21 protein-coding genes and 2 tRNA genes are annotated in these 25,726 nt (G+C 57.5%); 9 read left to right on the top strand and 14 right to left on the bottom strand.

The annotated features are described in order from the left end of the window. Nucleotides 1–1,764, bottom strand: coding sequence for a cation:proton antiporter (locus WYS_RS04875; protein ID WP_019177045.1), 1,764 nt, complete (start codon nucleotides 1,762–1,764; stop codon nucleotides 1–3). Between the two features lie 557 nt (nucleotides 1,765–2,321). Between WYS_RS04875 and WYS_RS04870 the strand changes: the two genes are divergently transcribed. The 3 genes from WYS_RS04870 to WYS_RS04860 all read left to right on the top strand — a co-directional run bounded on the left by WYS_RS04870 (nucleotide 2,322) and on the right by WYS_RS04860 (nucleotide 3,786). After that, entirely contained in the window at nucleotides 2,322–2,630 is a 309-nt protein-coding gene (locus WYS_RS04870; RefSeq protein WP_019177044.1) for a DUF1294 domain-containing protein, read from the top strand. Between the two features lie 67 nt (nucleotides 2,631–2,697). Beyond that, the gene (locus WYS_RS04865) at nucleotides 2,698–3,180 is read left to right on the top strand and encodes a flavodoxin family protein (protein ID WP_019177043.1); all 483 of its coding nucleotides are present in this window, start codon (nucleotides 2,698–2,700) and stop codon (nucleotides 3,178–3,180) included. Between the two features lie 336 nt (nucleotides 3,181–3,516). After that, nucleotides 3,517–3,786, top strand: coding sequence for a hypothetical protein (locus WYS_RS04860; protein ID WP_147654436.1), 270 nt, complete (start codon nucleotides 3,517–3,519; stop codon nucleotides 3,784–3,786). A 411-nt stretch (nucleotides 3,787–4,197) separates the two neighbouring features. Here the strand turns inward: WYS_RS04860 and WYS_RS04855 are convergent, their stop codons facing one another. From WYS_RS04855 to WYS_RS04845, 3 genes are all read right to left on the bottom strand, one after another. Continuing rightward, nucleotides 4,198–4,986, bottom strand: coding sequence for a type I restriction enzyme HsdR N-terminal domain-containing protein (locus WYS_RS04855; RefSeq protein WP_026068817.1), 789 nt, complete (start codon nucleotides 4,984–4,986; stop codon nucleotides 4,198–4,200). A 256-nt stretch (nucleotides 4,987–5,242) separates the two neighbouring features. Continuing rightward, nucleotides 5,243–5,317 (bottom strand) — tRNA-Ile (locus WYS_RS04850). A gap of 115 nt (nucleotides 5,318–5,432) precedes the next feature. Then, nucleotides 5,433–5,507, bottom strand: a tRNA-Ile gene (locus WYS_RS04845). A 156-nt stretch (nucleotides 5,508–5,663) separates the two neighbouring features. On the opposite strand from WYS_RS04845, the gene WYS_RS04840 reads away from it, so the two are divergent. Next, nucleotides 5,664–6,944 carry a uracil-xanthine permease family protein gene (locus tag WYS_RS04840; protein WP_201798848.1) on the top strand — a complete coding sequence of 427 codons (1,281 nt, stop codon included), beginning with the start codon at nucleotides 5,664–5,666 and terminating at the stop codon, nucleotides 6,942–6,944. Nucleotides 6,945–7,072: 128 nt separating this feature from the next. Here WYS_RS04840 and speD read toward each other — a convergent pair whose 3' ends face one another. Further along, complete coding sequence (gene speD, locus WYS_RS04835; RefSeq protein WP_019177039.1) at nucleotides 7,073–7,462, bottom strand: S-adenosylmethionine decarboxylase; 390 nt, start codon at nucleotides 7,460–7,462, stop codon at nucleotides 7,073–7,075. A 271-nt stretch (nucleotides 7,463–7,733) separates the two neighbouring features. Between speD and hmgA the strand changes: the two genes are divergently transcribed. The 4 genes from hmgA to WYS_RS04815 all read left to right on the top strand — a co-directional run bounded on the left by hmgA (nucleotide 7,734) and on the right by WYS_RS04815 (nucleotide 11,362). Beyond that, on the top strand, nucleotides 7,734–8,882 hold the full coding sequence (hmgA, locus tag WYS_RS04830) for a hydroxymethylglutaryl-CoA reductase (NADPH) (protein WP_019177038.1): 1,149 nt from the start codon (nucleotides 7,734–7,736) through the stop codon (nucleotides 8,880–8,882). A 195-nt stretch (nucleotides 8,883–9,077) separates the two neighbouring features. Continuing rightward, nucleotides 9,078–9,704 (top strand): precorrin-8X methylmutase, encoded by a 627-nt coding sequence (locus WYS_RS04825; protein ID WP_019177037.1) that lies wholly within the window; start codon nucleotides 9,078–9,080, stop codon nucleotides 9,702–9,704. A 24-nt stretch (nucleotides 9,705–9,728) separates the two neighbouring features. Then, on the top strand, nucleotides 9,729–10,610 hold the full coding sequence (locus WYS_RS04820; RefSeq protein ID WP_019177036.1) for an ABC transporter ATP-binding protein: 882 nt from the start codon (nucleotides 9,729–9,731) through the stop codon (nucleotides 10,608–10,610). Next, nucleotides 10,607–11,362, top strand: coding sequence for an ABC transporter permease (locus WYS_RS04815; RefSeq protein ID WP_026068815.1), 756 nt, complete (start codon nucleotides 10,607–10,609; stop codon nucleotides 11,360–11,362). The genes WYS_RS04820 and WYS_RS04815 overlap by 4 nt, the downstream gene beginning before the upstream one ends. 91 nt (nucleotides 11,363–11,453) lie before the next feature. On the opposite strand, the gene cobN is transcribed toward WYS_RS04815, so the two are convergent. From cobN to WYS_RS04800, 3 genes are all read right to left on the bottom strand, one after another. Next, nucleotides 11,454–15,185 (bottom strand): cobaltochelatase subunit CobN, encoded by a 3,732-nt coding sequence (gene cobN, locus WYS_RS04810; protein ID WP_147654477.1) that lies wholly within the window; start codon nucleotides 15,183–15,185, stop codon nucleotides 11,454–11,456. A gap of 358 nt (nucleotides 15,186–15,543) precedes the next feature. After that, the gene (locus tag WYS_RS04805) at nucleotides 15,544–17,454 is read right to left on the bottom strand and encodes an AAA family ATPase (protein ID WP_201798847.1); all 1,911 of its coding nucleotides are present in this window, start codon (nucleotides 17,452–17,454) and stop codon (nucleotides 15,544–15,546) included. Then, nucleotides 17,436–18,467, bottom strand: a complete 1,032-nt coding sequence (locus tag WYS_RS04800) for an ATP-binding protein (protein WP_019177032.1) — start codon at nucleotides 18,465–18,467, stop codon at nucleotides 17,436–17,438. Before WYS_RS04800 ends, WYS_RS04805 begins: the two co-directional genes overlap by 19 nt. Before the next feature lie 164 nt (nucleotides 18,468–18,631). Between WYS_RS04800 and WYS_RS14440 the strand changes: the two genes are divergently transcribed. Next, entirely contained in the window at nucleotides 18,632–18,895 is a 264-nt protein-coding gene (locus tag WYS_RS14440; protein WP_147654432.1) for a hypothetical protein, read from the top strand. 4 nt (nucleotides 18,896–18,899) lie between these two features. Here the strand turns inward: WYS_RS14440 and WYS_RS04790 are convergent, their stop codons facing one another. The 6 genes from WYS_RS04790 to WYS_RS04765 all read right to left on the bottom strand — a co-directional run bounded on the left by WYS_RS04790 (nucleotide 18,900) and on the right by WYS_RS04765 (nucleotide 25,667). After that, nucleotides 18,900–19,961 carry a FecCD family ABC transporter permease gene (locus WYS_RS04790; RefSeq protein WP_019177030.1) on the bottom strand — a complete coding sequence of 354 codons (1,062 nt, stop codon included), beginning with the start codon at nucleotides 19,959–19,961 and terminating at the stop codon, nucleotides 18,900–18,902. Nucleotide 19,962: 1 nt separating this feature from the next. Next, nucleotides 19,963–21,123 (bottom strand): FecCD family ABC transporter permease, encoded by a 1,161-nt coding sequence (locus WYS_RS04785; RefSeq protein WP_236993899.1) that lies wholly within the window; start codon nucleotides 21,121–21,123, stop codon nucleotides 19,963–19,965. Between the two features lie 135 nt (nucleotides 21,124–21,258). Then, a complete protein-coding gene (locus WYS_RS04780; RefSeq protein ID WP_026068813.1) occupies nucleotides 21,259–22,584 on the bottom strand; it encodes a hypothetical protein in 1,326 nt (441 codons plus the stop codon). 147 nt (nucleotides 22,585–22,731) lie between these two features. Then, entirely contained in the window at nucleotides 22,732–23,553 is an 822-nt protein-coding gene (locus tag WYS_RS14435; protein WP_187120194.1) for a tetratricopeptide repeat protein, read from the bottom strand. Nucleotides 23,554–24,057: 504 nt separating this feature from the next. Further along, entirely contained in the window at nucleotides 24,058–24,807 is a 750-nt protein-coding gene (locus tag WYS_RS04770; RefSeq protein WP_019177026.1) for an ABC transporter permease, read from the bottom strand. Then, nucleotides 24,807–25,667: an ABC transporter ATP-binding protein gene (locus WYS_RS04765; protein WP_026068811.1), complete on the bottom strand. Its 861-nt coding sequence runs from the start codon at nucleotides 25,665–25,667 to the stop codon at nucleotides 24,807–24,809. Before WYS_RS04765 ends, WYS_RS04770 begins: the two co-directional genes overlap by 1 nt. Between the last annotated feature and the right edge of the window lie 59 nt (nucleotides 25,668–25,726).

The following is a 25,726-nucleotide window of genomic DNA, read 5'->3' as shown; positions in this document are numbered from 1 at the left end:
TCACTCGTGCTCCTCGCCGTTGTCCGGCCGGTTGGTCACCATGGCGCAGAAGCGCGCGTACACCCTCCTCAGGGTGTCCCACGCCAGCATCAGGATGACCGCGCCGCAGATCAGGGCCACGGCCAGCCCCAGCGGCCCTATCAGCAGCAGGTTGGGCATCAGTGGGATGATGAGCAGCAGCACGACCATCACCATGGCCGCGTAGATCAGGTTCACGAACACGCGGTAGATGATGTTGGGGTTGTTGGCCCGGTTCCGCGGCGACTCCATCACCATGGTGGTAAGGTGCTCAGCGATCTTCTTGGCGTTGGTGAACATATTGACGACCACCGGGGCGATGACGATGATCAGGAGCGCCAGCAGCAGCACGTCCCCGGGCAGGTTCCACTGCATCATGACGGATTGGAGCTGCTGGGTCTGTTCCTCGGCCAGGTTGAAGAACAACATCACCGCGATGAGGACGACGGCGTCCACAACGATGAGGAATATGGAGTTCTTGATCTTGGCGCTGGACGGCGACCCCTTGGACCAGCCGCTGGACGCCGTAGACCGTATATCGTCGATGCTCCTCAGGGAGCACAGCAGGCGGTTCGGGATGAGCTTGACGGTCCAATCGAACAGCTTTGGCTGTATCTTCGTGATGAGTGGCATGACGAACATCGAGATCAGCGCGCCGCCGATGACCGCGGCGTAGAAGCCCTGCGACACCACCCCGGCACCCAGAGCGGCCGCGGCGATGATGAAGGCGAACTCACCCATGGCCAGAAGGCTTGTGGCGACGGTCAGGCTGTCCCGGGCGGACATATTGACCAGGTAGCAGCCGATGAAGATCGACACGATCTTGCTGACGATGAATACCACTGCGATGATGACGGCAAGCCAGATGTTCTCATAGATGAGAACGGGGCTGACCTGCAGCCCGATGGAGACGAAGAAAACCGCCATGAACAGTTCTTTGACCGGCTCGACCGTCTTCATGATCTTGTGGCCGAACCGCGACATGGCGATCATCACGCCCATGAAGAAGGCGCCGATGGCGAAGTCCAGGCCGATCACGGAGGAGATCGCGGCCATGAGGAAGCATAGCCCCACCGCGACAATGAGAAGGATCTCGGGGGAGAACCTCTTCCCCACGAAGTTGATGAGCCGGGGCACCAGGGTCATGCCGAAGACCACCGTCATGCCCACGAACAGGATCAGGCCCATGACCATATACAGGGTCGAGCCGAGAGCGGGGGTGTCGCCGGCCAGAAGGGGCGCGGCCATGGTCAGGATGAGCACCTGCCCCACGTCCTCGAAGATGGTGATGGTGATGATAAGCTTGGCCATTTCCGCGTCGATGTGCTTGGCGGTTTTGAGAATGCCAGTGACGACGGCGGTGGATGTGCCCGAGATGATGGCGCCCAGGAATATGGACTGGACGAAGTTCATGCCCAAGAGGATCCCGAGGACGTAGCCTATGGCTACCATGAACGGCATTTGCACCAGGACGATGATCAGGATCTTCATCCCGGTGCTCTTAAGCTTGGAAAGGTCGGTCTCCAGGCCGATGTAGAACAGCAGCAGGACTATGCCCAGGCTGGATAGGATGGATACGGTCTCCCCCTCCACCCACAGGTCCGGGAACATGGTCGGGCCAATGATGATGCCCGCGCAGATGTATCCCAGGATCGGAGGCATCTTGATCTTGGCGAAGATGACGGCGAAAATGCCAGAAATTATCAGCAGAATGGCCATGTCGATGATGACCCGAACCTCGCTCATCTCTTACCCCTGTCCATGTTGCTGCAGATGTTCATTTAATAGTCTCCTACGTGGGCAGGCTCGTTGCGTCCCTGGCCGGTCCATGCCTGGTGTCAGATGGGCAGTTTCCAGAAAATCGAGAGGAGATGACCCAGGCCGCTGGGGGAACCTGTTTGTCGTCTCATCATCACTGTCAGGACCTATCGGTCCGCTGCCCACTTTAGAGCATGTGAACGAGCGAGGTGGCATCTCGCTTTACACTAATCGGTACAATGACACAATCGTATAAAAACACTAGTGAAAATATTGCGCGGCACGCTAGAAGGATGCCACTCTGGGAGCGGAAACATGATACGATTGTGCTAATAATGGCCCCTTCGCTGCATCTTTGTACAGGCTCAAGCGCATCCAGGTCCTTCCGGCCGCATGCGGCCGGTCCGCGGGAGCGTTGCAGCAGCACATCGGTCCAGGGCTCCGTCTGGAATGAGGGCGCGACGCCTGCCTCAGGCGGACAATGGGCGCCTCAAGGGCCACGCTCGGTCGGCAAGGGCTAAATACCTCTAGGGGGTCCGTCGCTCATGTTGCCAATAGGCACCATCAAGGACACCTTTTTTACCGGGGACGAGACCACCATCGCCATCGTCCTGGTGGGTTTTCTGGCGCTGAACCTGCTGGCGTTCGTGCAGTTCTGGGTGGATAAGCGCAGCGCGATCATGAAGAGGCGGAGGACCCCCGAAAGAACGCTCCTCCTGTACGCCGTGCTGGGCCCCTTCGGGGCCTACGCCGGGATGAAGCTGTTCAGGCACAAGACCCGCGTCCTCAAGTTCCAGGCAGTGCCCCTCTTCGCCATAGCCCACCTTTTCCTGGCCGCGCTTATTTTGCTCTGAGTCCGAGCGGGGGGCACGAGCACCGCTCAGCTTATAGGGGCGTCGATGAATGTATCTTCGATATCACATGAAAATCGAATACTATCACGCGTCCAAGTACGGCAACGGGGCCAAGGTGGCCGAGGAGTTCAAAAAGCTGATGTCCACCCGGGGGGTCGACGTGAACGTCCACCATGTCAAGGACGCGCGCCCGGCCGAGCTGCCGGAGGCGGACCTGTACGTGTTCAGCTCGCCGGGCCGCATCGGCAAGCCTATCGGGTCCATGCGCAAGTTCCTCAAGGGCCTTCAGCTGCCGTCCGGAGCCCGCTACGCCCTCCTGACCACCGAGATGGCGCCCCAGCCCAACAAGAAGACCGGGGAGATGCCTTCCGAGGAGGAAAGGGGCAAGTGGCAGAAGGTGAGGCCGGTCATGGACGAGATCTTGCAGGAGAAGGGCCTGAAGAAGGTCGCCGAGGGGACCGTATACCTGCTGGGCATCCAAGGGCCGCTGGAGCAGGACTGGGAGAAGAAAGTGGAGGCGTTCGCCGCCCAGGTCTCAGTGCCGGCCTGAGCCTCCTTCTACGATTTTTCTATTTCCTATTCGATATCGAGTTTATCTGAGATATCATATGCCTATTTCGAGCAGCAAAATCTATAGATAAGGGAGTTCAATTAAAAACTTCAAGGGGGGACGGCCTCTTGATGCCTACCGCGCATGCCCCGCATGTACGTTCTCGTGCCGCCTCCCCCTAGTGGGGCTCTGACGGCTTTCGATATATTCCATGCTTATAAAACGTGGGCCTGGCCATCATTGGATTTCGTATCGATTGTTGATATTTATGAACAAAAGAATAAATATTTATATTTGGCCTTGAGAGCAGCAGGGGAAGTTGTGACGTGGTATAGGTTGATCAAGAATGGTGAGCCGGTCGGGAACATCGACATCACCGCGAAGGGATTCAGCTTCATGGATGTGGAAACGGCGCATCGCCAGGAGGTCCTGACCCAACTGAAGGGCGAAGTGACGGCTGCTCCGGTGACCATCGACGGGGCGGATTTCCTGTTCGTCAGGCCCAGGGGGACCATGTTGGAGATGCTCGTCCACCTCCGGCATGTGCTCAACGAGAGCGCCTACGATCTCGCCGACGATCTATCGAAGTATAATGATAGAGACTGATCGCGCCGGAGGACCCGCCGTCATTATCAGATCTCACGCTTCGGGGGAAAATACTGAAGCCAGTGCTTTTTCGGGACCGAGTGTTATTATCAATTCTCTGAACATCCCTCGTCGAGGCCTTCAGACTATCGTCAAAGGCTGATGAGGACGAGATCGAGCTCGGTGCCTTCAGAGCGGGGTTAGCAGGACATCTCCCTCATCATATCCCGCTGCGGCGATACCTCTCTGGGAACCGGGGGGTCAAAGGTGAGTTCACTCTTTCGCATCTGTCGTTCGCCCTTCCCTCTCTTTGGATTTCTCGATTTGAATGAGTATGGCGAGCCAGCAGCTATAACGGCCATTTCTAGTCTTAATAAGGTCGCCTTGCTCAATGAATCTGGGGCGTTCGCCAGGCAGACGACGGGAGTGCCCTCACGGCGTCAGCCCTGAAGGCTCCTTCGGAGTGGGATTCACAGAAGCCTCCGACACAGCATTTATCGGCGCGCAGGTCCCCGCAACTGGCAAGGGAACAGCCTTCTTGACCTTGGCATCCTTTCTGATTTTCATCGGTCCGATGAGCTCACGCGCCTCCTGCGAGAACATGCCGCGGATGGCGCCAGCGAGGTCCTCGATGTCCATGTACCGGCCGGTCTCTTTCTTGACGTTCCTCCGGACCGCATTGAGCACATCCTCGTGGAATAGGGCCTTGGAGATCGATATCGGGCTGAGCGCCACCTGGCATTCCCAGAACTCGTCGAGGCCTCCGCGCCCCAGGACCTTGCGATGCAATACGTTCAGTGTGGTGGTGGCCTTGGCGAGATCTTCCGTGGCCAGGTCCACCTGGAAGGCGCGCTCGTACTCGATTCCCTCGCCGAAGGTGAGGTGATATAAGACCCACTCCACGCCGTTGGTCAGCAGGACCCACTGATAGTTATTCCTGGAAGCGTAGGACTGCGCTTGCTCGATCTGCCGATCGCGCAACGCCACCGTCGGGGCCTTCACTTCGATGAGCAGCCGAGGCACGTTGTCGATCTTAATCATGAGGTCGACGTACTTGTCGCGGAGCTGGGCCTCTCGGCTAACCTCCTTGAAGGCATCGTAGCCGAACACGTCCTCGAGCATCTTAACCAAACGGAGCACCATGTCCGCCTCGTTCAGGTTCTCCTCCCTGGCCGCCAGCATGATCGTCTGATATTTCTTCAGCTGTGATCGCTCTACCATTTGCTGCTTTATCGCTGCCATATGACCCCGACAACGATAATTATTGAGAGAACTTAATAGCTTGTAAGAAATGAGAATTCAATGATGGTAAACTCTCTGCTGCATGGGATATATATTCAGATCAGCCATGGTCTAGGGGCCCCAGCACATTCAATGCTACATGAACAGTGTTTCTGACCTCAGCGCCCAACCGAGAATAGATTTATAAGGGCCGACAGACCGTTTTCTGCCGGCGCGGGTGACTGGACAGTGATAGTGGGCCCGAAGAGATTTGGACTCTTGACCTCCCGGTTATCAGCCGGGCGCTCCAGCCAGGCTAAGCTACGGGCCCCTGTGAGTGTGGGAATAGTCATATCTATTTTAAACCTTTCCATGCTTGGCTGGGTTCTAATATCATGTAACGTTGAAAATCCAATGTCAGAACTCTGAAAAATATGCGGTTATAGTGGGCCCGAAGAGATTTGGACTCTTGACCTCCCGGTTATCAGCCGGGCGCTCCAGCCAGGCTAAGCTACGGGCCCCTCAATTGAGAGATAGAGATAGTTGGCAATAAGATGGATAATAAAGATGATCATATCTATGGACCCACCAGATAAGCTTTGCACCAAAGCCAATTAGATATGTTCTGAAGCGCTCTCTCAACTTGCGCTCTGGCCAATGATCTGGAAGGAATGAGCATGATGAAGCTGAACTATGGCATCGACGATCGGCCGAAACCAACGGCTCTGCTCATTTTCAGCTTGCAGTGGCTGGCTGTGAGCGTGCCCGCCATCCTGATCATCGGCAAAGTGGTCGCCGACCTCTATGGAGGTCCAGCGATCCCCTATCTTCAAAAGCTCTTCCTCATCACCGCTTTGGTCCTTCTTGTCCAAGTATATCTGGGCCATAAGCTCCCTCTGGTGGTCGGTCCGGCGACGGTGCTCTTGATCGGCATACTGGCGAGCCTTGATGCGGGGTTCGGCGCGATCAACTCATCATTGCTTGTCGGCGGGCTAATCCTGGCAGGGGTTGCGGCAGCAGGCCTCTTCAAGCATCTCGAACGCCTCTTCACGCCCCGAGTCATCACGGTCGTGCTGATCTTGATCGCATTCACCCTGGCCCCGGTGATACTTGATCTCATCATCGACGGCGGCGGCACGGTTCCGTCAACGCATACATTTCTCTTTGCCATAACTTTCACCATGGCCCTCTTCATCGCGAACGGGTTCCTGAAAGGGATATGGAAATCGACCCTGGCGTTATGGGCGATCATCATCGGCAGCCTGGCATATATCGCTCTCTTCGGTGCGGTTCCCCTACCGCAAGAAGATACAGCGCTTCTCGCGCTTCCCGAAGCCCTTCTCGGCCCGCTCGCCATGCCCGATATTGGGGTCCTTGCGTCGTTCATAATATGCTTCATTGCGCTAGCCATCAATGATCTGGGGTCCATTCGGTCGGTAGGCGGCCTTCTTGCGGCGGATAACATGGGCGAACGCGTGGATCGCGGAGTGACCGTCACCGGCCTGGGCAATGCTCTGGCCGGCCTCACTGGAGTGATCGGTCCGGTCAACTTCTCGCTGAGCCCGGGCGTCATAGCCGCCATGAGGTGCGCATCCCGGTTCGCCCTGGTCCCCACAGGTGTGGCACTTGCGCTCATGGCCACGTCTCCCCTCGTCATCGGCTACTTGAGCAGCATCCCCGGACCGGTCATCGGCGTGGTCCTCGCCTTCGTCATGGCCGCGCAGATATCGGCAGGGCTCATGCTGGGGCAGCAGAACAGTGCGGTGAGAACGTTCGACGAGGGTCTGATCGTCGGGGTCCCGCTTCTCCTCGGGACCATGGTATCGTTCCTTCCCGATTCGGTCGCCGCGGGATTCCCGGCAACTGTTCGCCCCCTCGTCACCAACGGGTTCGTGATGGGCATCGTAGCGGTCATGATGCTCGAGCATATCGTCTATGGCAGGAAGGCGGGGGATTGAGATCGGATATACGCGCCGTGGCGGCCGGTCCGAGCTCGGCGGTCAAAGATAAGTGAGTCAAAGAAGAACGTGAAGGGTTTCAAATGCGTTTGTCGAGCGTCACTCTATTATTAAAGCCCTGAGCCAGCTCAGTTCCTGAAGGTGACAGAGTAGTCAACTTCCTTCGCCCCGAAGTACTTCTTGCAGTACTCGGCGGTCTCGTTCGGCGGGTATTCCTTGCATGAGAAGATATCGATGAACGCCCTGTCGGTGTCCTCGGCGAAGTGGCCGGAGATCAGGGAGGTCTCGATAAGCTGGGCAAGGGAATATCCCTGCACACGCGGGTCGGCGCCGAACCTTACAACAATGGGGTCGCCAAACCTCTTCATCTTGATGTACTCACAAAGGTCGATCGAAAACTGGGTGATCACTTCCTTGCTGCGGATCTTTTCAGGATCGCAGCCTCGGAGGTCCACGGATGTGAGGAGTCCCCATTCGTTTCCGTTCTTGAACAGTTCGATCGTCTCTTCGTCGCTCAAAGATTCTCCGGGCTTCGGGCTCATTCTATACATGGCGTGTTATCACTGCCTGGGCGGCACAAGACCACCTTGGAGAAAGGGCTAGAAGAAACCTAGTATTTGAAATTAATTCTGAGAATAGGCCAAGATACGAAAATATGCCCAATATATGGTGGATCAGGGGCGCTGGCCCACCGCTCATATGTCGGGAGGACGGCTAACCGGTCAGTGACGGTCGCGGCCCGCAGGGTGTGGATATTATATTGCCGTTGCCATTCTAGTTCCGATCGACATGGGCCAAGGGCTGAAGAACCGGGGCAAGGGCAGGGCGGACGTGGAGGACCGCCGCAAGGCCGTGGAGGATTACACCGAAACGAAGCTGGAGCATATCGGCGCGATGTCCTTCGACCCCCAGCTGGCGGAGAAGAACATCGAGAACATGATCGGCGCGGTCCAGGTGCCGGTGGGTTTCGTCGGCCCTCTGCGCGTCAACGGGGACGAGGCCAGGGGGGAGTTCCTGGTGCCCCTAGCCACTACTGAGGGCGCGCTTCTGGCATCGGTCAATCGCGGCTGTTCGGTCATATCCGCCGCCGGCGGGGCCGCATCGGTCGTGGTCAAGGATGAGATGACCCGCGCTCCCGTGTTCAGGGTCAAGGACGCCCGGCACGCCGTGCAGGCCGGGAAGTGGGTCGAAGGCAACTTCCAGAAGCTCAAAGAGGCGGCCGAGGCCACCACCGGGCACGGAAAGCTGCTCTCCGCCGCCGTGTTCGCTTCCGGCCGCTCCCTATTCGTGCGCTTCGCCTACTCCACCGGCGACGCCATGGGCATGAACATGGCCACTATCGCCACCGAGGCGGCGTCCAGGCTCATCGAGAAGGAGACCGGGGCGGTGCTGGTGTCCGTGTCGGGGAATTTATGCACCGACAAGAAGCCCGCCGCGGTGAACAGCATACTGGGCCGCGGGAAGATCGTGCTGGCCGACGTGACGGTGCCGCGCGCTCTGCTGGAGGAAAAGATGCATGCCACTCCGGAGGCTGTGGCCGAGACCTGCTTCCGCAAGTGCGAGGTGGGCAGCGCTATGGCCGCCTCCTATGGATATAACGCCCACGCCGCCAACATGCTCGCGGCGGTGTACATAGCCACCGGGCAGGACCCCGCCCAAGTGGCGGAAGGGAGCATGGTCATGACCACTTGCGAGGTCGTCGACGGCGACCTCTACATCTCGGTCCGCCTGCCCTGCGTGGAGGTCGGCACCGTGGGCGGCGGCACCCGCCTCCCCTGCCAGTCCGAGGCCCTTTCCATGATCGGTTGCGCCGGGGCCGGGAAGGCCAGGAAGCTGGCGGAGATCGTCGGCGCGGTGGTGCTGGCCGGCGAGCTGTCCACGCTGTGCGCGCAGGCGGCCGGGCAGCTGGGAAGCGCACATAAGGCCCTGGGACGCTGAGCTGCTCCAGAGCGCCTCCGCTCATGGCTCGATTATAAATATCGCCTAGTTTATCCATCAGTTGGATAATACATCCAATTGCTGTGTCATCGATCCGGACCCTTGCGCCGTTCAGGGGCCCGCTGGCCTGAGAGCAGGTCTAGGCCTTCGACATAGCATCGAGCAGACAACGGACGATATAGGGAGATATACGTTATGGCAATAGAGATCGTAGAGCCGCACGAGATAGAAAAAAGGAGCATGGAGATAATAACCTCCGAACTGAACGGAAGGACCTGGCCGGAGCCGGAGTTCTCCATAGTGAAGAGGTGCATACACACCTCCGCCGATTTCGACTACGCTGACAACCTCGTTTTCTCAGAGGATGCGGCCAAGATAGGGATCGAGGCTCTGAGGGGCGGAGCCTCCGTGGTCACCGATACCAAGATGGCCGCCGCCGGCATAAACAAGAACAGGATGAGGACCTGCGGAGGCCAGGTATACTGCTTCATCAGCGATGACGACGTCATTGCCGAGGCCAAGGCCACAAGGCGTACCAGGGCCGCGGTGGCCATGGAGAAGGCGGCCAAGCTCGAAGGCCCGGCCATATTCGTCATCGGCAACGCGCCGACGGCCCTGGTCGAACTTCACGCTCTCATCAAGGAGGGAAAAGTAAGACCTGCCCTGGTGATCGGCGTGCCCGTCGGCTTCGTGAACGTGGTGGAGTCCAAGGAGCTCACCATGAGCGCGGACGTCCCGTACATCGTCGCCCGCGGCAGGAAGGGAGGGAGCAACATCGGTGCCGCAATCTGCAACGCCATGCTGTACTCGCTGGGCCGCTGACCGGAACTAGCCTGCGGTGATCACGTGAAAGACCTGATCTCAGCCAGGGGCTTGGTGATGAGGTTCGGGGGCCACAACGCGGTGGACCACGTGGACGTTTCCGTCCGCGAGGGAGAGATCTACGGGTTCCTGGGACCGAACGGGGCGGGGAAGACCACCACCATCAGGATGCTGACCACCCTGCTTACTCCCACCTCCGGGGATATTCACATCAACGGCATACCTATACCTGAGGGGGCCAAGGAGGCGAGAAAGCTCATCGGGATAGTGCAGCAGCAGATCAGCCTGGACAAGGACATCTCCGTGAGGGAGAACATCATCTATCACGCCATCCTCCACAAGATGCCCAAGAGCACCGTAAAGGAAAGGCTGGAAGAACTCTCCGACCTGATGGGGCTGACGCCCTTCCTGGACTACACGGTGATCAACCTTTCTGGCGGGTGGAAGAGGAAAACCGCCATCGTGTGCGCCCTGATGCACCGGCCCAAGGTCCTCTTCCTGGACGAGCCCACCGCCGGGCTGGACACGCAGTCAAGGCATGCGCTGTGGGACATGATACGTCAGCTGAACAAGGCAGGCACGACGATATTCCTCACCACTCATTACATAGAAGAGGCCGAGTTCCTGTGCGACAGGGTAGCGGTGATCAACAAGGGCAGGATAATCGCTCTAGGAAGTCCGACCGACCTGTGCAACCAGATCGGCCGCATCGCCGTGGAATATGACAATGACGATGGTGCCCGTGCGTACAGGTATTTTCCGGACCGTTCGGCCGCAAAGGAATTCGCCGGAACAATGGAAGATAATGATTCCGTGCTAACGCGGAAGACGAACTTGGAGGACGTGTTCCTGGAGCTCACGGGAAGGAACGTGAGCACGGATTTCGTAAAGGCGGTGAGGGTCTGATCCTTCGGATACTGGATGAATCGCTCCGCGTCGCCTGGTCGGACCTATGCTATCTGAAAAGGAACTTCCTGACGGTGACCGTGACAATACTGGTCACTCCTCTGCTGTACTTCATCGCCTTCGGCTACGGGCTGGGGAGCCAGATGGATACTATCGAAGGAGTCTCGTACATCGCGTTCGTGATCCCCGGCATAGTCTCCTTATCCACGCTGAACTCCACCTTCTCATCCACGGCCAACAAGATCATGGTCCAGAGAAAGTTCTATTCCAGCTTCGATGAGATCCTCCTATGCCCTATCTCCCCCTCCTCCGTGATCCTGGGCAAGACCACCGTTGGGTTCCTGAAAGGGGTCATAGGCTGCTTCGTGCTCATCGCTCTGGGCATGTACATGTCCGGCGATGTTCACATGAACGCCCTGCTGGCGATATGCGTCCTGGTATCCTGCTTCACCTTTTCTCTCCTGGGGGTGCTGGCAGGCTTCGTGGTCAAGGGGCTGCCCACCATGACGATGTTCACCAGCCTGGTCATAGTCCCAATGACCTTCCTGTGCGGGACCCTGTTCTCGGTATCATCCATGCCTGCGCCCGTCAGGTACGTCATTTCCGTGCTGCCTCTGACGCATGTAACCGCATGCATCAGGGCCGCGGCTCTCGAGTGGGCGTTCCCCATGGGATCGTTCGTCGTCCTGATAGGCTTCGGCGTCGCTTTTTTCCTGGTATCGTACTACCTGCTGAAGAGCGGGAAGGTGTGAGCTCGGGCGATCGCTGAGGCTGTCCGATTCGGAACGGCCGCCCGCCGATCCGGTGCCATGCCAGCCTGCGCACCCCCGTGGAAGAAGAGGCTCACCGGTCGGTCATCTCTTCCATCCGCTCTTCTATTTTCATATAGAGGTCCTTTAACCGCTCCTTCATTTCATTCGTGGCTTTCCACATGCCTCTCTCGATAGCTTCTTGCAAGCGCGCCAGCATCGCCACCATGGCGTAGGGGTTCTCTTCCTTGATCCAGTTCTGGGTCTCCTCGTCCAGGACGAAGTTCTCGGTGATGTCCTCGTACATCCAATCTTCTATGATGTCCGACGTGGCGTCCCACGCCACTACGTAGTCGAATAACGTGGACAGTTCCTGCGCCCCTCTGAAACCATGCTGCTTCAGTCCTTCCAGCCATTTGGGGTTGTTGATCTTGCTGCGGAATATGAACTTGCACTCTTCGGCCGTGGACCTCAGCTTCAGGTTCACAGTGTCCGACGAATCTCCCATGAACGATGTGGGCATCTTCCCGCTGACGGACCTCACCGCCGCATTGAATCCGCCTAGGTAATCATAATCGTCATCCATGTCGAACATGTCGCACTCCCTGTTAGAGTGGTTCTTCACCGTGACGTTCATTCCCGCCAGCCTCTTCTTGAACAGCTCAGGTTGCGCTTGTCCCGACAAGCCTCTTCCGTAGACGTGGCAGCCGGTCCTCTGATATGCCGCGCCAAGATCCCGGGCATCCTTCCAGTTGCCCGTATTGATGAGGGTGTTCACCCCGCATCCGTACTGCCCGGGGGCATCCCCGAATATCCTGATGCTGGCAAGGCGCCTAGCCTCATCGTGGGGGATCCCGTTCCTTATCGCCTCCAGCATGTCGGAGCGGAGGTTCGCCGCGAGATAGTTCTCCTCTTCGGATTCATCCAGGGACGATATGATCTGGACACCGTCGTCGATCATGTCCATGAGGTTGGGAAAAGCATCGCGGAACAGGCCGCTGATCCTGAGCGTCACGTCCACGCGGGGCCGGCCCAGCTCTGACACGGGGACGATCTCAAGCCCCTTGATGCGGCCGCCGTACCCCGTCCATACCGGTCTAAGACCCATGAGCCATAGGATGTAGGCGATGTCGTCTCCCCCGGTCCTCATGACGTCGGTGGCCCAGATCACGATGCCCAGGCTTTTGGGGTACTCACCCTTCTCCTCGGCATATCGTTCGATCATTTGGTCGGCCATCTTTCTCCCGACATCCCAGCTGGAATGCCAGGGGATGCCGTCAGGGTCTATCGAATAAAAGTTCGTCCCCGTGGGGAGGATCTGAGCTCGGCCTCTGGTAGGACAACCGGAGGGACCGGGGAGCACGTATTCTCCGTTCAGACCCGCGATGATGCTTTCCAGCTCCCTGTTCATGCGCAGGATGTCACCATACAGACGATCGCAGATGAAACCCACTACCTTCGCGAGGTCGCCGTTACCCTCTGGATAGTCCTCTTTCAACCGCTCCGCGCATTGCTCGTACGCGAACCCTTCCGACATCATGGTCTCGATCACGGAGAACGTCCTTTCCTCGATCTCGTCGACAACTTGACCATTCAAACGGCCGTCCCCGGCGCGTCCGCCGGCGTCGTTGATCAGTTCATCGAGATCGAACCCCAGAGAACCGGCGATGGACCCCCGGAGGGACGGTATGTCGCCGTTGGCATACCTCGTCAGGCCGTATATCATCTCCACTAGCCTCTTCCCTTCCGGCACCTCGCCCAGTATGTGCAGGCCGTCATTGATCAGCGCCTCCTTGACTTCGATGATATAATCGTAAAGCCTGTCGATTTTGGTCTCCAGATCTTTCAAGGACGCGTCCTCGGGCAGGTCCAGGTCCGAAAGCATGGACATGTCCCTCAATCTTGCGCCCATCTGTTCCAAGATCGATGGGAGCTTGTCGAACTCCTGGTATGACTTGGCGTTCATGTAGGCCTGAACGATGCTTTCTAGTTCGCCGAGACCCTCATAGCTGCCCGCCCGGGTCATGGAGGGGATCATGTGAGTGGACACAACGGCATAGCTTCTCCTCTTGGCCTGCATCCCTTCTCCGGGGTTGTCGATGATATACGGGTATATGTTCGGCAGACTGTCCAGGGCGACGTCCGGGTAACAATCTTCGGAAAGGCCCACGCTCTTTCCGGGGAGCCATTCCAGGGAGCCGTGCGTTCCTATATGCACCACCGCGTCCGCCCCGAACACATACCTGAGCCACCTGTAGAACCCCAGATACTGGTGGGGCATCGCGTGGTCAGGATCATGAATATTCTCGCCGGAGGTCTTACCTCTGTCCGGCTGGAAGCCGATGAACACGTTCCCGTCGATGAACCCGGGGATGAGCTGCATCCCCGCTACTGTGTGGATGTCGCCCGGAGGTTCGCCCCATCCCTCGATAAGCCCCTTCTTGGCGGGATCGGACACGGCGTTAAACCACTGCTCGTACTGCTGCGGGCCTATCAGGTCCGCAGATCTCTCGATCAGCTCGCCGTCAGTCTTCCAATCGTTGTCGTTGGTCACGCCGTCCAGCAGACGGCCCGCAAGCTCCTTTCCGTCGGAGGGGAGCCAATCGATTGAATAGCCCTCCTTCTTCATGCCCTTCAATAGCTCCACAACGCTCTGGATGCTATCTAGGCCTGACGCTCCGCCGGCCAAGTCCTGCCGGGGAGGGTACATGTATAGGAGGACCGCCACTTTCTTCTCCCGATTCTCCTTTCGGCGGAGGTTCGCCCACAGGTAGGCTATGTCGGCGATCCTCTCTGCTCTCTCCTCCAGGGGGAGGAAGAGGAACCTTCCGCTGTCGTCCTGGTCCTGGCCGGCGAACGGAACGGTAATGATCTGACCGTCATACTCCGGGTTCACCACGCTCATGGCAATATCGTATGCGTTGAGGCCGAAAGGGCTCTCTTTCCATTTCTTGCCGGAATCGAACATCATCATGGCCTGGATGACGGGGACCCCCAATCGTTCAAAGAAATTGTCCTCGGAGATCTGGGTGCCGTCACCCGGCTTGGAAAGGAGCGTTTGGGCGAAGCCCGAGGTCTCTATGATACAATCGAGTAGGGGCTCCCCATCTTTGATGAGATAGTTGTCTATCACATTCTTGATCCCGATCGATCCGGTCATGTCCTTGAGATACGTTGAAAGGAATATCGGCAGTGCGTTGGCGCCTCTTCTCTCCACGCATTCTATCAGCCGATCTATGGCCTGCAGATTGTTCACCAGCCAGAATTTCTGGTGAAAGAAAATGCCTATCGCCGGTCTGCTGTGGTCCATCGCGGCGACTCCGTCCTCGATGCTCATAGCCTCCATTCCCGGACGGTACACCCCCTGGGCGAGGGGCATGACGGGGTCGGGTACGTCAACGTCCACATTGTCGAACGTTCTCAATGCCCACAGAAGGACAGAGCGGAGATTGTCATCACCACCGATGATGGTCAATGACCTCAGGAGCTGATAGTCCTCCTCCGACTGCTTGAACATGTGCCGATGTTCTTCCATGACCCGGGGCTCCGTGCAGATAAGGAGGGCCGAGCATCCCGACCGGCCGATGGCCTCTTTCACCTGGTCGAACCTCCTCAGATAGGTCACGTCGCCATGGACCTTGATGACCAGGAGGTCCGAAGATTCGATCCGCTTCACGAACGATCCGAACCTGAGCGGGTCCTCGTTCAGAATGATATAGTCCGCTCCTTCCAGGTCGAATTCGTATCCGTCCCGATGAAGGGCGTCAGCGGCAGCGTCCATAACATGGCCGTCCCTGGAACCTATCCCTAGGCATGTAACGATCATCTTGCTCACTTGGCTTGTTGTGAAAAATTCATCGTGTAATGAGTGATATTCCGCCGTCAGAAGCCTTAAGCGCCGCTTCCACGCGCACCATCTGAATGATGGATGGGGCTGACTGGCCCGTTTAATTGGATATACCATCTAACATATTTATTATGTTGGATGTATAATCCAACATGCGACATAATATGAACATCACACGTTTTCTTTTTGCAGAGATCCGACCCGAGGCGATAGGATCCGCGACAGGCCGGCTGCGCTCTGCACCGGGGCGACCACGGCCGATAGAGGAACGGGCGGCCTCAGTGGGCCCGCATTCGTGATGACACGGACAACGCGTTAGTCCATTAACGGGGGACCGTCAGGTCCCGATCACCGCCTTAACACTGCTGGCGAGCCTGTCCGCGTTGAGGTCCTCCAATCGGAAATATTCGGCGCACAGCTTGTGAGCCAGCATAGCCGCGTTATCGTAGTGGGGATATCCTGCGCTCGCGTCCACCACGATCCACCTCACCGAGGGCATGATCAGGTCGTCCGCGAGCGCCAAGACCTCTTCGTTGGCATCGGCTCCCTCTTTTAGAGGTACGTTGGCCCTCCCGTCGGTGACCAGGACTATGAAGCATCGTTCCCCCGGATGGCACCTCGTGTATGAGGTCATGAACGTTCGTGCGGACACCATCGCTTCCCCGAGCGGGGTCTTGCCTCCAGTGGGCAGCTCCTCCAACTTCCTGTAGCTATACTCCACCGATTTGGTGGGGGGGAGTATCAGCTCCGCCGAGCCCCTCCTGAACGCCATCATGCCGACCCGATCGCGCTTCACGTAGCTCTCCCTGAGCATGGAAAGTATGGCCCCCTTCACCGTCGACATCCTTTTCCTTACGCCCAGAGACCCGCTGGCGTCCACGAGGAAGAGGAGGGTGCATCCGCTGCGCCTTTCCCTGACCTTTTCCCTCAGGTCCCGTTCCTCTATCACTATCGCCAGGCCGTTGTTCTCCCGGGACCTCTGGTATGGGGCGGCGGCCCTGATGGTGGCGTCGAAGGCTATGTCCCGGGGAGACTCCACGATCCTGGATCTCGCATAGCGGCCGGTCATGTCATCGCTTTCCGCGATGCCCCGTCGCCCTTTCCTGCTCCGGGTCTTCGAGGGGAGCTTTTCCCGATTGTTCAGGTAATCGATCACCCGGAACTGCTCGCCAATGTTGAACAGCATTTCTTGCAGGTCGGGAGGGTCCGGACGGTCCGGTCCGCCGTTATCATTTCCCTCCTCGGGACCATTATCGGGCTCTTCCTGCGGGGGGCGGTCGTCCCGCCGATCTTCGGGTGGCCGGTCCTGATCCTGGGGGGGCTCCTCATCCCGTTCATTTTGTCCCTGCTCCTGCTTTTCCGGAGGCGGCGGGGAAGGAGGTTCTGGAGCATAGTTGCGTCGATGAGAAAGGCACAGGACCGCAGCCTCTTCCACATCCTTCTTTATGACTTCATCTCTGCCGTTAAGTGCTGCCAATGCCATGGCGGCATTTACCATGGCGATGTCCCCGCGATACCCGTCCACGCCCATGCTGTAGCACAGTTCGGAGACTATAGACAGCAACTCGTCAGATATGGTGACCATCGGCAGGATGGACCGTCCCCTCTCTATCTTCCGCCTCACCTCCTCCTCCCCGTCGGAGTACGTTATCGCGAACGACGACGGGTCATCGCTGAACTCCATGTTCCTACGGAGGATCTCTCCCCTCTCCTGAGGTCCACCCCAGAGTTCCACATTGACGCAGAGATCGAAGCGGTCCAGCATGTGAGAGCTGAGATCGCTGTCCCGGGGATTCATGGTGGCGATGACGGCGACGGGGCAAGGATAGGTGTCGGACACCGCTCCTCTCTCCACCACCACTCGCCCGGTGTGCGCGGCGTCAAGGACCGATGTCAATATCTTCTGGTCAAGAAGGTTGGCATCGTCGATATACACAAGACCTCCGTCGGCGCGGAACAGGAGCCCCTTTTGCATCTTGATGGTGCCGTCATTCACCGCGGCCTCCACGTCGAGGCCGCCGAAGACCTGCTCTTCGGAAGCGTTCAGAGGTATGTTGACCATCCTTTTTCCGGAAATGCCCTCGGAGACGGAGCGCGCGATGGTGGTCTTGGCCACGCCGGGGCCGCCCCTGATCAGGACGCTCTTGATGCGTGGGTTCACCATTATGCACATGAGCGCCCGCTTGGCGTCGTCCATTCCCAGTATGGCCGAGAATGGGAATCTGGACGTTATAGGCTCTGGAGGCATTTCTCCAGTTCCTCGACGTTGAGGCCGGCGTCCTCGAAGGGGCGCCTCCTCATGCGGTGGGACAGAACGAGCTCGGCGGTGTCCATGATATCATTCTTGGTGACGGCGGTCCTCCCCTCCAGGGCGGCGTTGGCCTTCGCGGCCTTCATGAGCGTTATGTCCGCCCGGTACCCATCGACATCGAAGTGGATGGTAGTGGATACTACCATCTCCACGACGGCATCGTCGGCGCGGACCTTCGGCAGGAGGGCCTTCGCGGACACGATGTTCTCCCTGACAGCATCCAGTTCGTTCATGCATCGAGCCACGTACCCTTCCGGGTCCGCGTCGAAGGCAAGCCTCCTCTTGACCACCTCGGTCCGCGTGGGGATGTCCTTCTCACCCTTGATCTCAACCGACAATCCGAACCGATCCAGCAGCTGGGGGCGAAGATCCCCTTCCTCGGGGTTCATGGTACCCACGAGCACGAACCTGGCAGGGTGATGGAACGACACGCCCTCCCTCTCTACGTAATTGGTCCCCATCGCGGCGGAGTCGAGGAGAAGGTCCACGATATGATCGTCCAGCAGGTTGACCTCGTCCACGTACAATATGTTCCCGTTAGCCTTGGCCAGTACCCCCGGCTCGAACTTCTTCTCACCCGTCTTCAGGACGTGCTCCAGGTCGAGCGTTCCCGCCACACGGTCTTCCGTCGCGCTCAGGGGAAGCTCGACCACCTGCATGGGCGCGGACGCGGGGGAGAGCGTCTCACCCGCTTCGATCCGCTGGCGGCAGTAGGTGCAGAACCTTTCCGGACGGTCATAATCGCAATGGAACACGCAGCCCTCCACGGACATGCGCTGGGGAAGGACCCGTGCCAGGGACCTCACCGAAGTGGACTTGGCGGTCCCCTTCTCCCCTCTTATCAAGACCCCGCCGATCCCGGGGTCGATCACGTTCAGGAGGAGGGCTTTTTTCATGCTCTCCTGTCCGACGATGCTCGTGAACGGAAATAATATGGGATCCTCTGACATGTTCTCACACAGCAAGATTATGGATGTATCATCCAATTCATTAATAAGGTTATACACATAATCCAGCACTTGGCGGCATAAGTCATGAAGGGTACACCTGTGCACAAAGCCCGGTCCAGCGGGGCGGGTGGCCGCCGTCGGCCTGGACGGGGTGGGGTGTCGGTATGAGGAAAAGGATGGCGTGGGCGGCTGCCGCGACAGTAATAGTGCTGTTCTTCGTTCTGCTATGTCTATGCATTTATGCATGGGGGAGCGACCCGGCCGATTCATCCAAGCTAATGCTGTCCTCGTCCTTCCTGGCCTCAACACTGTCCTTATTCGTTCTGATCTGCGCAGTTTTGATGGGGCGGAAGGCCGAGAGTTCCTCGGAGCAGTATTGGACAAAGTACGGTCATGAGAATGAGGGGGACGGCCCGGAAAGGAAATGATCCCTCACCAGGCGCCCTTCCTCTGCTTGATCAGGATGAGCAGGAACACTGGCCCCCCTAACAGAGCCGTGACCACGCCTACCGGCACCCCGGTGTTACCGACGACCCTGGCCAAGCAGTCGGAGGCGATGAGCATGAACGCCCCGATGCTCGCCGACGAAGGGATGAGAAATCTTGCGTTGGAACCCACCAGGATCCGGGCTATGTGAGGCGAGACCAACCCCACGAATCCTATGGTGCCGGTGAAGCAAACGGCCACCGCGGTGGTCATGGATATGACCAGCATGCAGATCAGCCGGACCCTCAATGGTTCTATGCCCAGGGTCTTGGCCACGTTGTCGTTGGTGGACATAACGCTCAGGGTCCTGGACTGGACCATCATTACCGCAAAGATCAATATGAACGAGCCGAGCAGGTATGGGACGCTGTCCCAGGTCGCCTTCCCCAAGGTGCCCACGGACCATGCATATATCGTCGCCAGGTCATCCTCGGTGCACACATACTTCATCAGAGTGGTGGAGGCGTTGAATATGTACATCACCGCTATGCCGATGAGCACCATGGCCGTGGGGGTGACCCTTCGGAACAAAGAGAAGAACATTATTATCAATGCCGGGACCAGAGCGAACACGAACGCATTGACTATCATTCCGAGGTCCCCGGTCAGCCCCGGCACGATACTGAACCCCAGTACGATGAATGTGGTCACCCCGAACAGGGCACCGGAGGATATGCCGGTGGTGTACGAGTCGGTAAGGGGGTTCTTGATGATCGTCTGCATGACCGCTCCGCCGACAGCTAGTATCGCGCCGATCAGGACCCCCGCGATGGCCCGGGGCACGAAACCCTCCCATACAATGTAGTCCTTCAGCCTCTCCACGTACGTGACCGGTTCGATGTGATGGAGGTTGTTGTACACTATGCCGTACGCTTCCGCCAGACCGACGGGGTACTTGGACACGCATATCGAGAACAAGGCCACAGCGGCTGTGATGATGATAGTTACCAATGATAGCCGAACCTTCCTCCGGGAGTTGGCCTTGTACGATTCGACGAATGCGTCCATGTTACCACATCGCTTTCTTTTGCCGGATGATCAGGTAGAGGAAGATCGGGGCGCCCACGAAGGAGAGGATGACACCCACGGGAATGGCATCGATGGGAGAAAGGCAGCGGGCCAAAATGTCCGCGCCCAGCAGGAACACCCCGCCCAGGGCCGCGGAGGCCGGTATGACGAACCGGTTGTCCGAGTCTATCAATATCCGTATGATGTGCGGGCAGATCAGCCCGATGAACCCGATGATGCCCACGCAGCTTATGACCGACGCGACCATGAACGAGGTTATCATGACGCAGAGGACCCTCATGTTGTTGGCGTTGAGCCCGAGGCTCTTGGCATTATCGTCTCCCAGCGCAAGGACATTCAGCTGTCTGGCTACCACCATCACTGCCACCGCCCCGGCGATGTTGGCGATGACCATTATGGGCAGGCTGTTCCATGTGATCATGGAAAGGGACCCGACCTGCCACCGGTACACTATGGCCAGCTCCTCCGCATCGGTGGAGATCATGAGCACCGTGGTCAGCGCGTTGAAGATGTAGGATACGGTCACTCCCGCCAGTATCAGCGTCGCCGGGGAGGAGTTGCTCATGGGAGCGATGACCATGATGAACGCCATCGGTATCAGGGCGAAGATGAACGCGTTGACCACCAGCCCAACATCGTTGAGATGGGAGCCGGAGACGGTAAGGCCGAGGATTATGGCCACGGCCACACCCAGGAGGGCGCCGGAGGATATGCCGGTGGTGTATGGGTCGGCCAAGGGGTTCCTCATGACGCTCTGCATGACCGCTCCGCCGACAGCCAGTCCAGCGCCCCCTACAAGGGCGAACAATGCGCGGGGCAGCCTCACATTCCAGATGACATAATCGTGGATGAACGGAACAGTGCCCATGTCGTAAGTTGTGCCGGCGAGATGCTTGAACAGAAGATCATAAGCTTCCCAGAAATCGATGCCCGCAGCGCCTATACATATGGAAATGCCCAGCAGGAGGAACGCGGCAATGATGCACGCAGTAATGAACAGGATTTTTCTCTCAGTATAGCGGTGGTATTCGCTCTTCATCCCGTCATGTCCGCCCGCGTTAGCCACCTTGCCGCTGACCTCAGGGCCTTCCTGCGCTGCACTGGCTTCGTCAGCTCGAACGTGGTGCTGGGGATAGTTCATGTTGATCTACCGGGGAGGCTAACGTTCATAGATGTCCCATCGGCTGGGGGCGTGACATCTCATCCCGCCCGGCAGCGCCCTTGTCGGCTCCAAAGAGAAAAATGGATTGGGGAAAAGGCCGGTATCCGCCGGCGTTCATCCGGACACCATGTCAGGCGATATAACGAAGAACCGGCCGGTGAGATCAACCTGCTCGCCATAGTATTTCTCGAAGAACTCCTGGTTGATGCTGTTCGCCCAATGCATCGAGAATATCTCGGGGTACATCACCGCGGCGCAGTAGGCTATCCTGATGGGAATAGGGCCGTCGCCGACGACTACATAGGCCTTTCCGTTCTCGTATGCCTCCGTGTGAGTGAGGAACTGCATGGATTCAGTGTACTTTGCGGTGGCGTCCACGGTCCCACTGTACCAGCCTCCCGTCCTTATCGAGATGAGGTACTCGAAGTCGTAATTGTATAGCCAGGTGCCCCCGCCTGCGAAGTAATCCCCGGACCCGAACTTGTTCGGTCTCGTATCGTCGCTTATGCCGTAGATCGCTCCCGCGGCTAATAGGACGTCCTTGTAATCAGATGTACCAGCGGAGATCCACGCCCCATTATCTTTGTGGTTCCCGTTGGAGGTAATAGCGGTCACCTTGGACACTCCCTCCAGCTTCGAATCGATATAGTTCTGGAGGTTGGTCTGCCATTCCGCCACCTGCATGGCCTGGGTCTCGGTACCGAACAGGAAACCGATCATCAGAAGCTGAGATCTGGACTCGTTCGGATCTACCATTGCCGGAGCGATCCTTATCACATCCACGCCTATATTCTCGAACTCCTGTTCATTTTGGACCGTGGAAGCGGTCTTGTCGGTTATCAGTGCGGTGACTTTGTACTGCTTTATGATCGGCGTAGAAGCCTCAATACCCATCTCGGTAGATGAGGTACTGAGGCTGGGCATCGCGCTGAACGTCGGGAAGAGCGTGGGGTCGGGCTTTGACGTGGAGGTATAAGAGATCCCGTGGATCATGTCCTTGACCCCTGCCATGGTCAGGAAAAGCAAGCCGTTCGCCGCGCCTGTAGCTATTGCGGACTTTACCGGCCATTTGGTGCTCGCGACATAGTCGCCAGCGGTGCACGTGTTGATGTGATACACCGTGCAGTTCTCTTTGTTCATTATTTTTTGCACGAGGTCCGCATCGGCCTGAGTGATGGCCCCATCATAATTGGCATCGGCAAGCGGATGCTCGTCGAAAGATGCGTCACCTGCAATTATGCCACTTATCAGATCCAGATCGCTGGAATCAATGGTGTGGTCACCATTGGCATTGCCATAGACCTTCAAAGCCGCATCGGTATCATGGTTATCGTCATCATGGCCACTTCCCGCTAGATATATGACCGCTCCGACCACGGAGACGGCCACGACGATCACTGCTACAATCAGCGCTTTTATTTTGTTAAGCATATTGACCACTTGGACATATCGACCTATTATCAATTATTATTGGATATATAATCCAACTATGGTTGAAATGCCGTTTTATTATTTATATCCTTCATGCAATTGAGAACCGTTATCGAATTGCCGCGGCCTTCATGCCCGGACCGCTCGGACCGGCCGTTATTGCTTCCCTTTGGCGGTCGGAACGGCGATCCCCAGCTCAGCCAGCCTTTTCTTGGCTTCCTCGCTTCCCTTTCCGGCAGCGGCACGGTACATATCCACGGACCGTTCGGGGTCCGTCCCTTCGACGGTGTGGGCCACGGCCACCAAGGCTTTGGAATAGCCGCCTGCCACAGATGACCTCATCAGCCGCCATCCTTCGTCAGCGTCGTAGGGGACCCCCTCCCCTTGCAGGTAGAGGCGGGCCAAATAGTAGAGCGCCCGGGGCGACTGAGACCGGGCGAACCAATATGCCGCGGCCAGGGGGTTCATTTCCACACCCTTGCCTTGGATGAGCAACACGCCGAGGTTGGTCTGTCCGCGCGAGTATCCGTTCTCCGCAGACCTCTTGTACCAGTATGCCGCTTTTTCATAGTTCTGGGGCACTCCGTTGCCGAATGCGTAAAGGACGCCCAGATTGCATTGCGCCCGGGCATTTCCCTTCAGCGCAGCCTTTTCATACCACTCAGCAGCGAGCTTCTTGTCCCTGGGCACACCGATCCCCAAAGCGTGGAAGTAACCGACATTTCTCATCCCCACTGCATCCTCGGCAGCGGCCGCACGCATGAAAAGGGAAAGGGCCGTCTCCTTATCTGTCTGATCTCCCTGAGAATATATTGCTCCAAGGTTCACCATCGCTTCGGTGCAGCCTTCCTCGACGGCCAAGGTGAAGAGGTCTTTCGCCCTAGGGATCCCACTCTCATTGCCCATTGCTCTCAATCCCTCGCGGAAATGTTCCCGCCCCTTTTGCTCGGGATCCTTCACATCCTTGTATGTCTCCAACATGCCATCACTTCTCGCTCATCCACCTCGAGGCCATATGACTGGTACTGTTGCCGTCCGTCCCCCTAGTTCGGCCAATCAATATGGATGATATCTCCATATAAAACCATATAATGGATTATATATCCAACTATTCATCCGAATCACAATGGGTATTTTATTCATCAGTTCCAGATCGTGAGGAAGCCGCTCGGCAAGGGAGCAATAGTTATTAAAAGGGAAGCCACATGCGGCGGGCCGAGGCGCCGGGCACCTTGGGCCATCTGATCGGCCGCATGCATTTTTTGTTGCCTTGCCTATCTACATCATTCGGCACGAGACCATACTATCCCGAGCCCAGTTGTTTCCTGGAAGACGATGAACTGGCCTCGGTGAGATCATTTCGCGCCCGAGATTGCGTTATCGGTCCGATGGCGGGAACGGCGATTACCGCGGGCCCTGTCCCGGCCTTGCAGTTATTGCGGTCCCGCCCCGTTCCCGTTCGACCTGACGGATGGGTATCCATCACACCCTCCTGGTCTTCAGCAGATAGATGTTGATCAGGAAGAATGCCACCGCGAAGGCCGCCAGGACCACCAAAGATATCCATGGGAACGACCAGCCTAGGGCGGCCGCTCTGATGCACACGCTGGAGTGGGTCAGGGGTACCGCGTAGAGGATCCACTGGAACACCTCAGGGAGGCTGTCTATCGAAAAGAAAGTGCCGCATAGGAAGGTCATCGGGAGGATGACCAGGGTATTGAACGTCGCCATGCTCTGATGGGACTTGGCCAGAAGCGCAGCGGTCACGCCTAGGCACGAGAACGTGAAGCAGGACAGCAGGACGCTGACGATGAAGAGAGGCGTCAGGCTGAGATATGGTGTCAGGAACAGCCCTATCGTGAATATCACGGCGCAGCTCAGCAGGCCGCGTATGAATCCCAGCATGGTCTTTCCGAGCACTATGGAAGTGGACTTCAGGGGGCACATCAGCATCTCGTCGAAGCTGCGGTAGAAGAGCCTCTGGACATTGAGCCTCGTGGATGTGGACGTAAAAGAGGATGACAGTGATGTGAGGGCTACTATGCCCGGGATCATGAACGCGATATAGGGGACGCCTTGCGCAGTGATATTGTTGCCCAGCCCGAACCCGAACGCTATCAGATATAGCAAAGGGCTCATGAGGCTCATGAGGATCACGTTCACGATGTTATGCATCATGAACCGGATGTCCGACCAGGAGACGTAATAGACCTCCTTGGCGGTCTCGAACATCAGGCATCACCAACCGTCTTGCCGGTCAATTCCACAAAGCAATCCTCCAGGCTCGTGTTCCTCAGTATCACGGTCTCCTCCCCTCCCAATGTCCTTATGAACTCATTGGCCTCGTCCCTTCCCTGGAAGTATTTATATTGTGTCTTTTTACTGTCGCCGAAATATTCCACGGCCGTTGACCCCAGCTTTCCGCAGAGCTCCTTAGGAGTTCCCAGGGCAATGATCTCCCCTTCATCGATTATCCCCACCCTGTCGCACAAGGCCTCCGCCTCCTCTATATAGTGGGTCGTGAGGAATATCGTAGTACCGTCCTTGTTCAGCTGGCGGATGAGGTCCCAAAGAAGTCTCCGGGCCTGGATGTCCAGTCCCGCGGTCGGTTCGTCTAGGAATAGTAATGCGGGCTTGTGGAAGAGGGCGCAGACTATTGCCACCCTGCGCTTCCATCCTCCCGAAAGGGAGTTTACCATGTGATCGAGGTACTTTTCCAGCCCCGCGTACTTGACCAGCTCGGCTATCCTAGGCTCCCTCTGCGACCGAGGTATCTTGTGATACATGGCGTGCTGCATCATGTTCTCCTTTACGGTGAGGTCCTTGTCCAAGCTGATGTGCTGCTGTATCACTCCCATGCAGCTTTTGGCTTCGATGGGCTCCTTGACGATATCGTGGCCGTCGATCAGTATCCTTCCTTCATCTATGGTCGCCAGCGATGACAACAAGCGGACGGTGGTGGTCTTGCCGGCCCCGTTCGGTCCCAGGAACCCGAACACCTCTCCCTTTCTTACCCTGAGGTCGATGCCGTTAACGGCAGCCTTGCCATTGTACTTCTTGACCAACTTCTCAGCGACTATTATATCTGTCAAGTTATCATTTCCAGTTCGTTTATATCAATGGAGTTTGAATCAATTGGAGGATATCACCA

The sequence above is a fragment of the Methanomassiliicoccus luminyensis B10 genome, from assembly GCF_000308215.1.
Classification (GTDB): Archaea; Thermoplasmatota; Thermoplasmata; order Methanomassiliicoccales; family Methanomassiliicoccaceae; genus Methanomassiliicoccus; species Methanomassiliicoccus luminyensis.
Note: the sequence above shows the minus strand (reverse complement) of the source record. Positions and strands in the feature narration are given on the sequence as shown.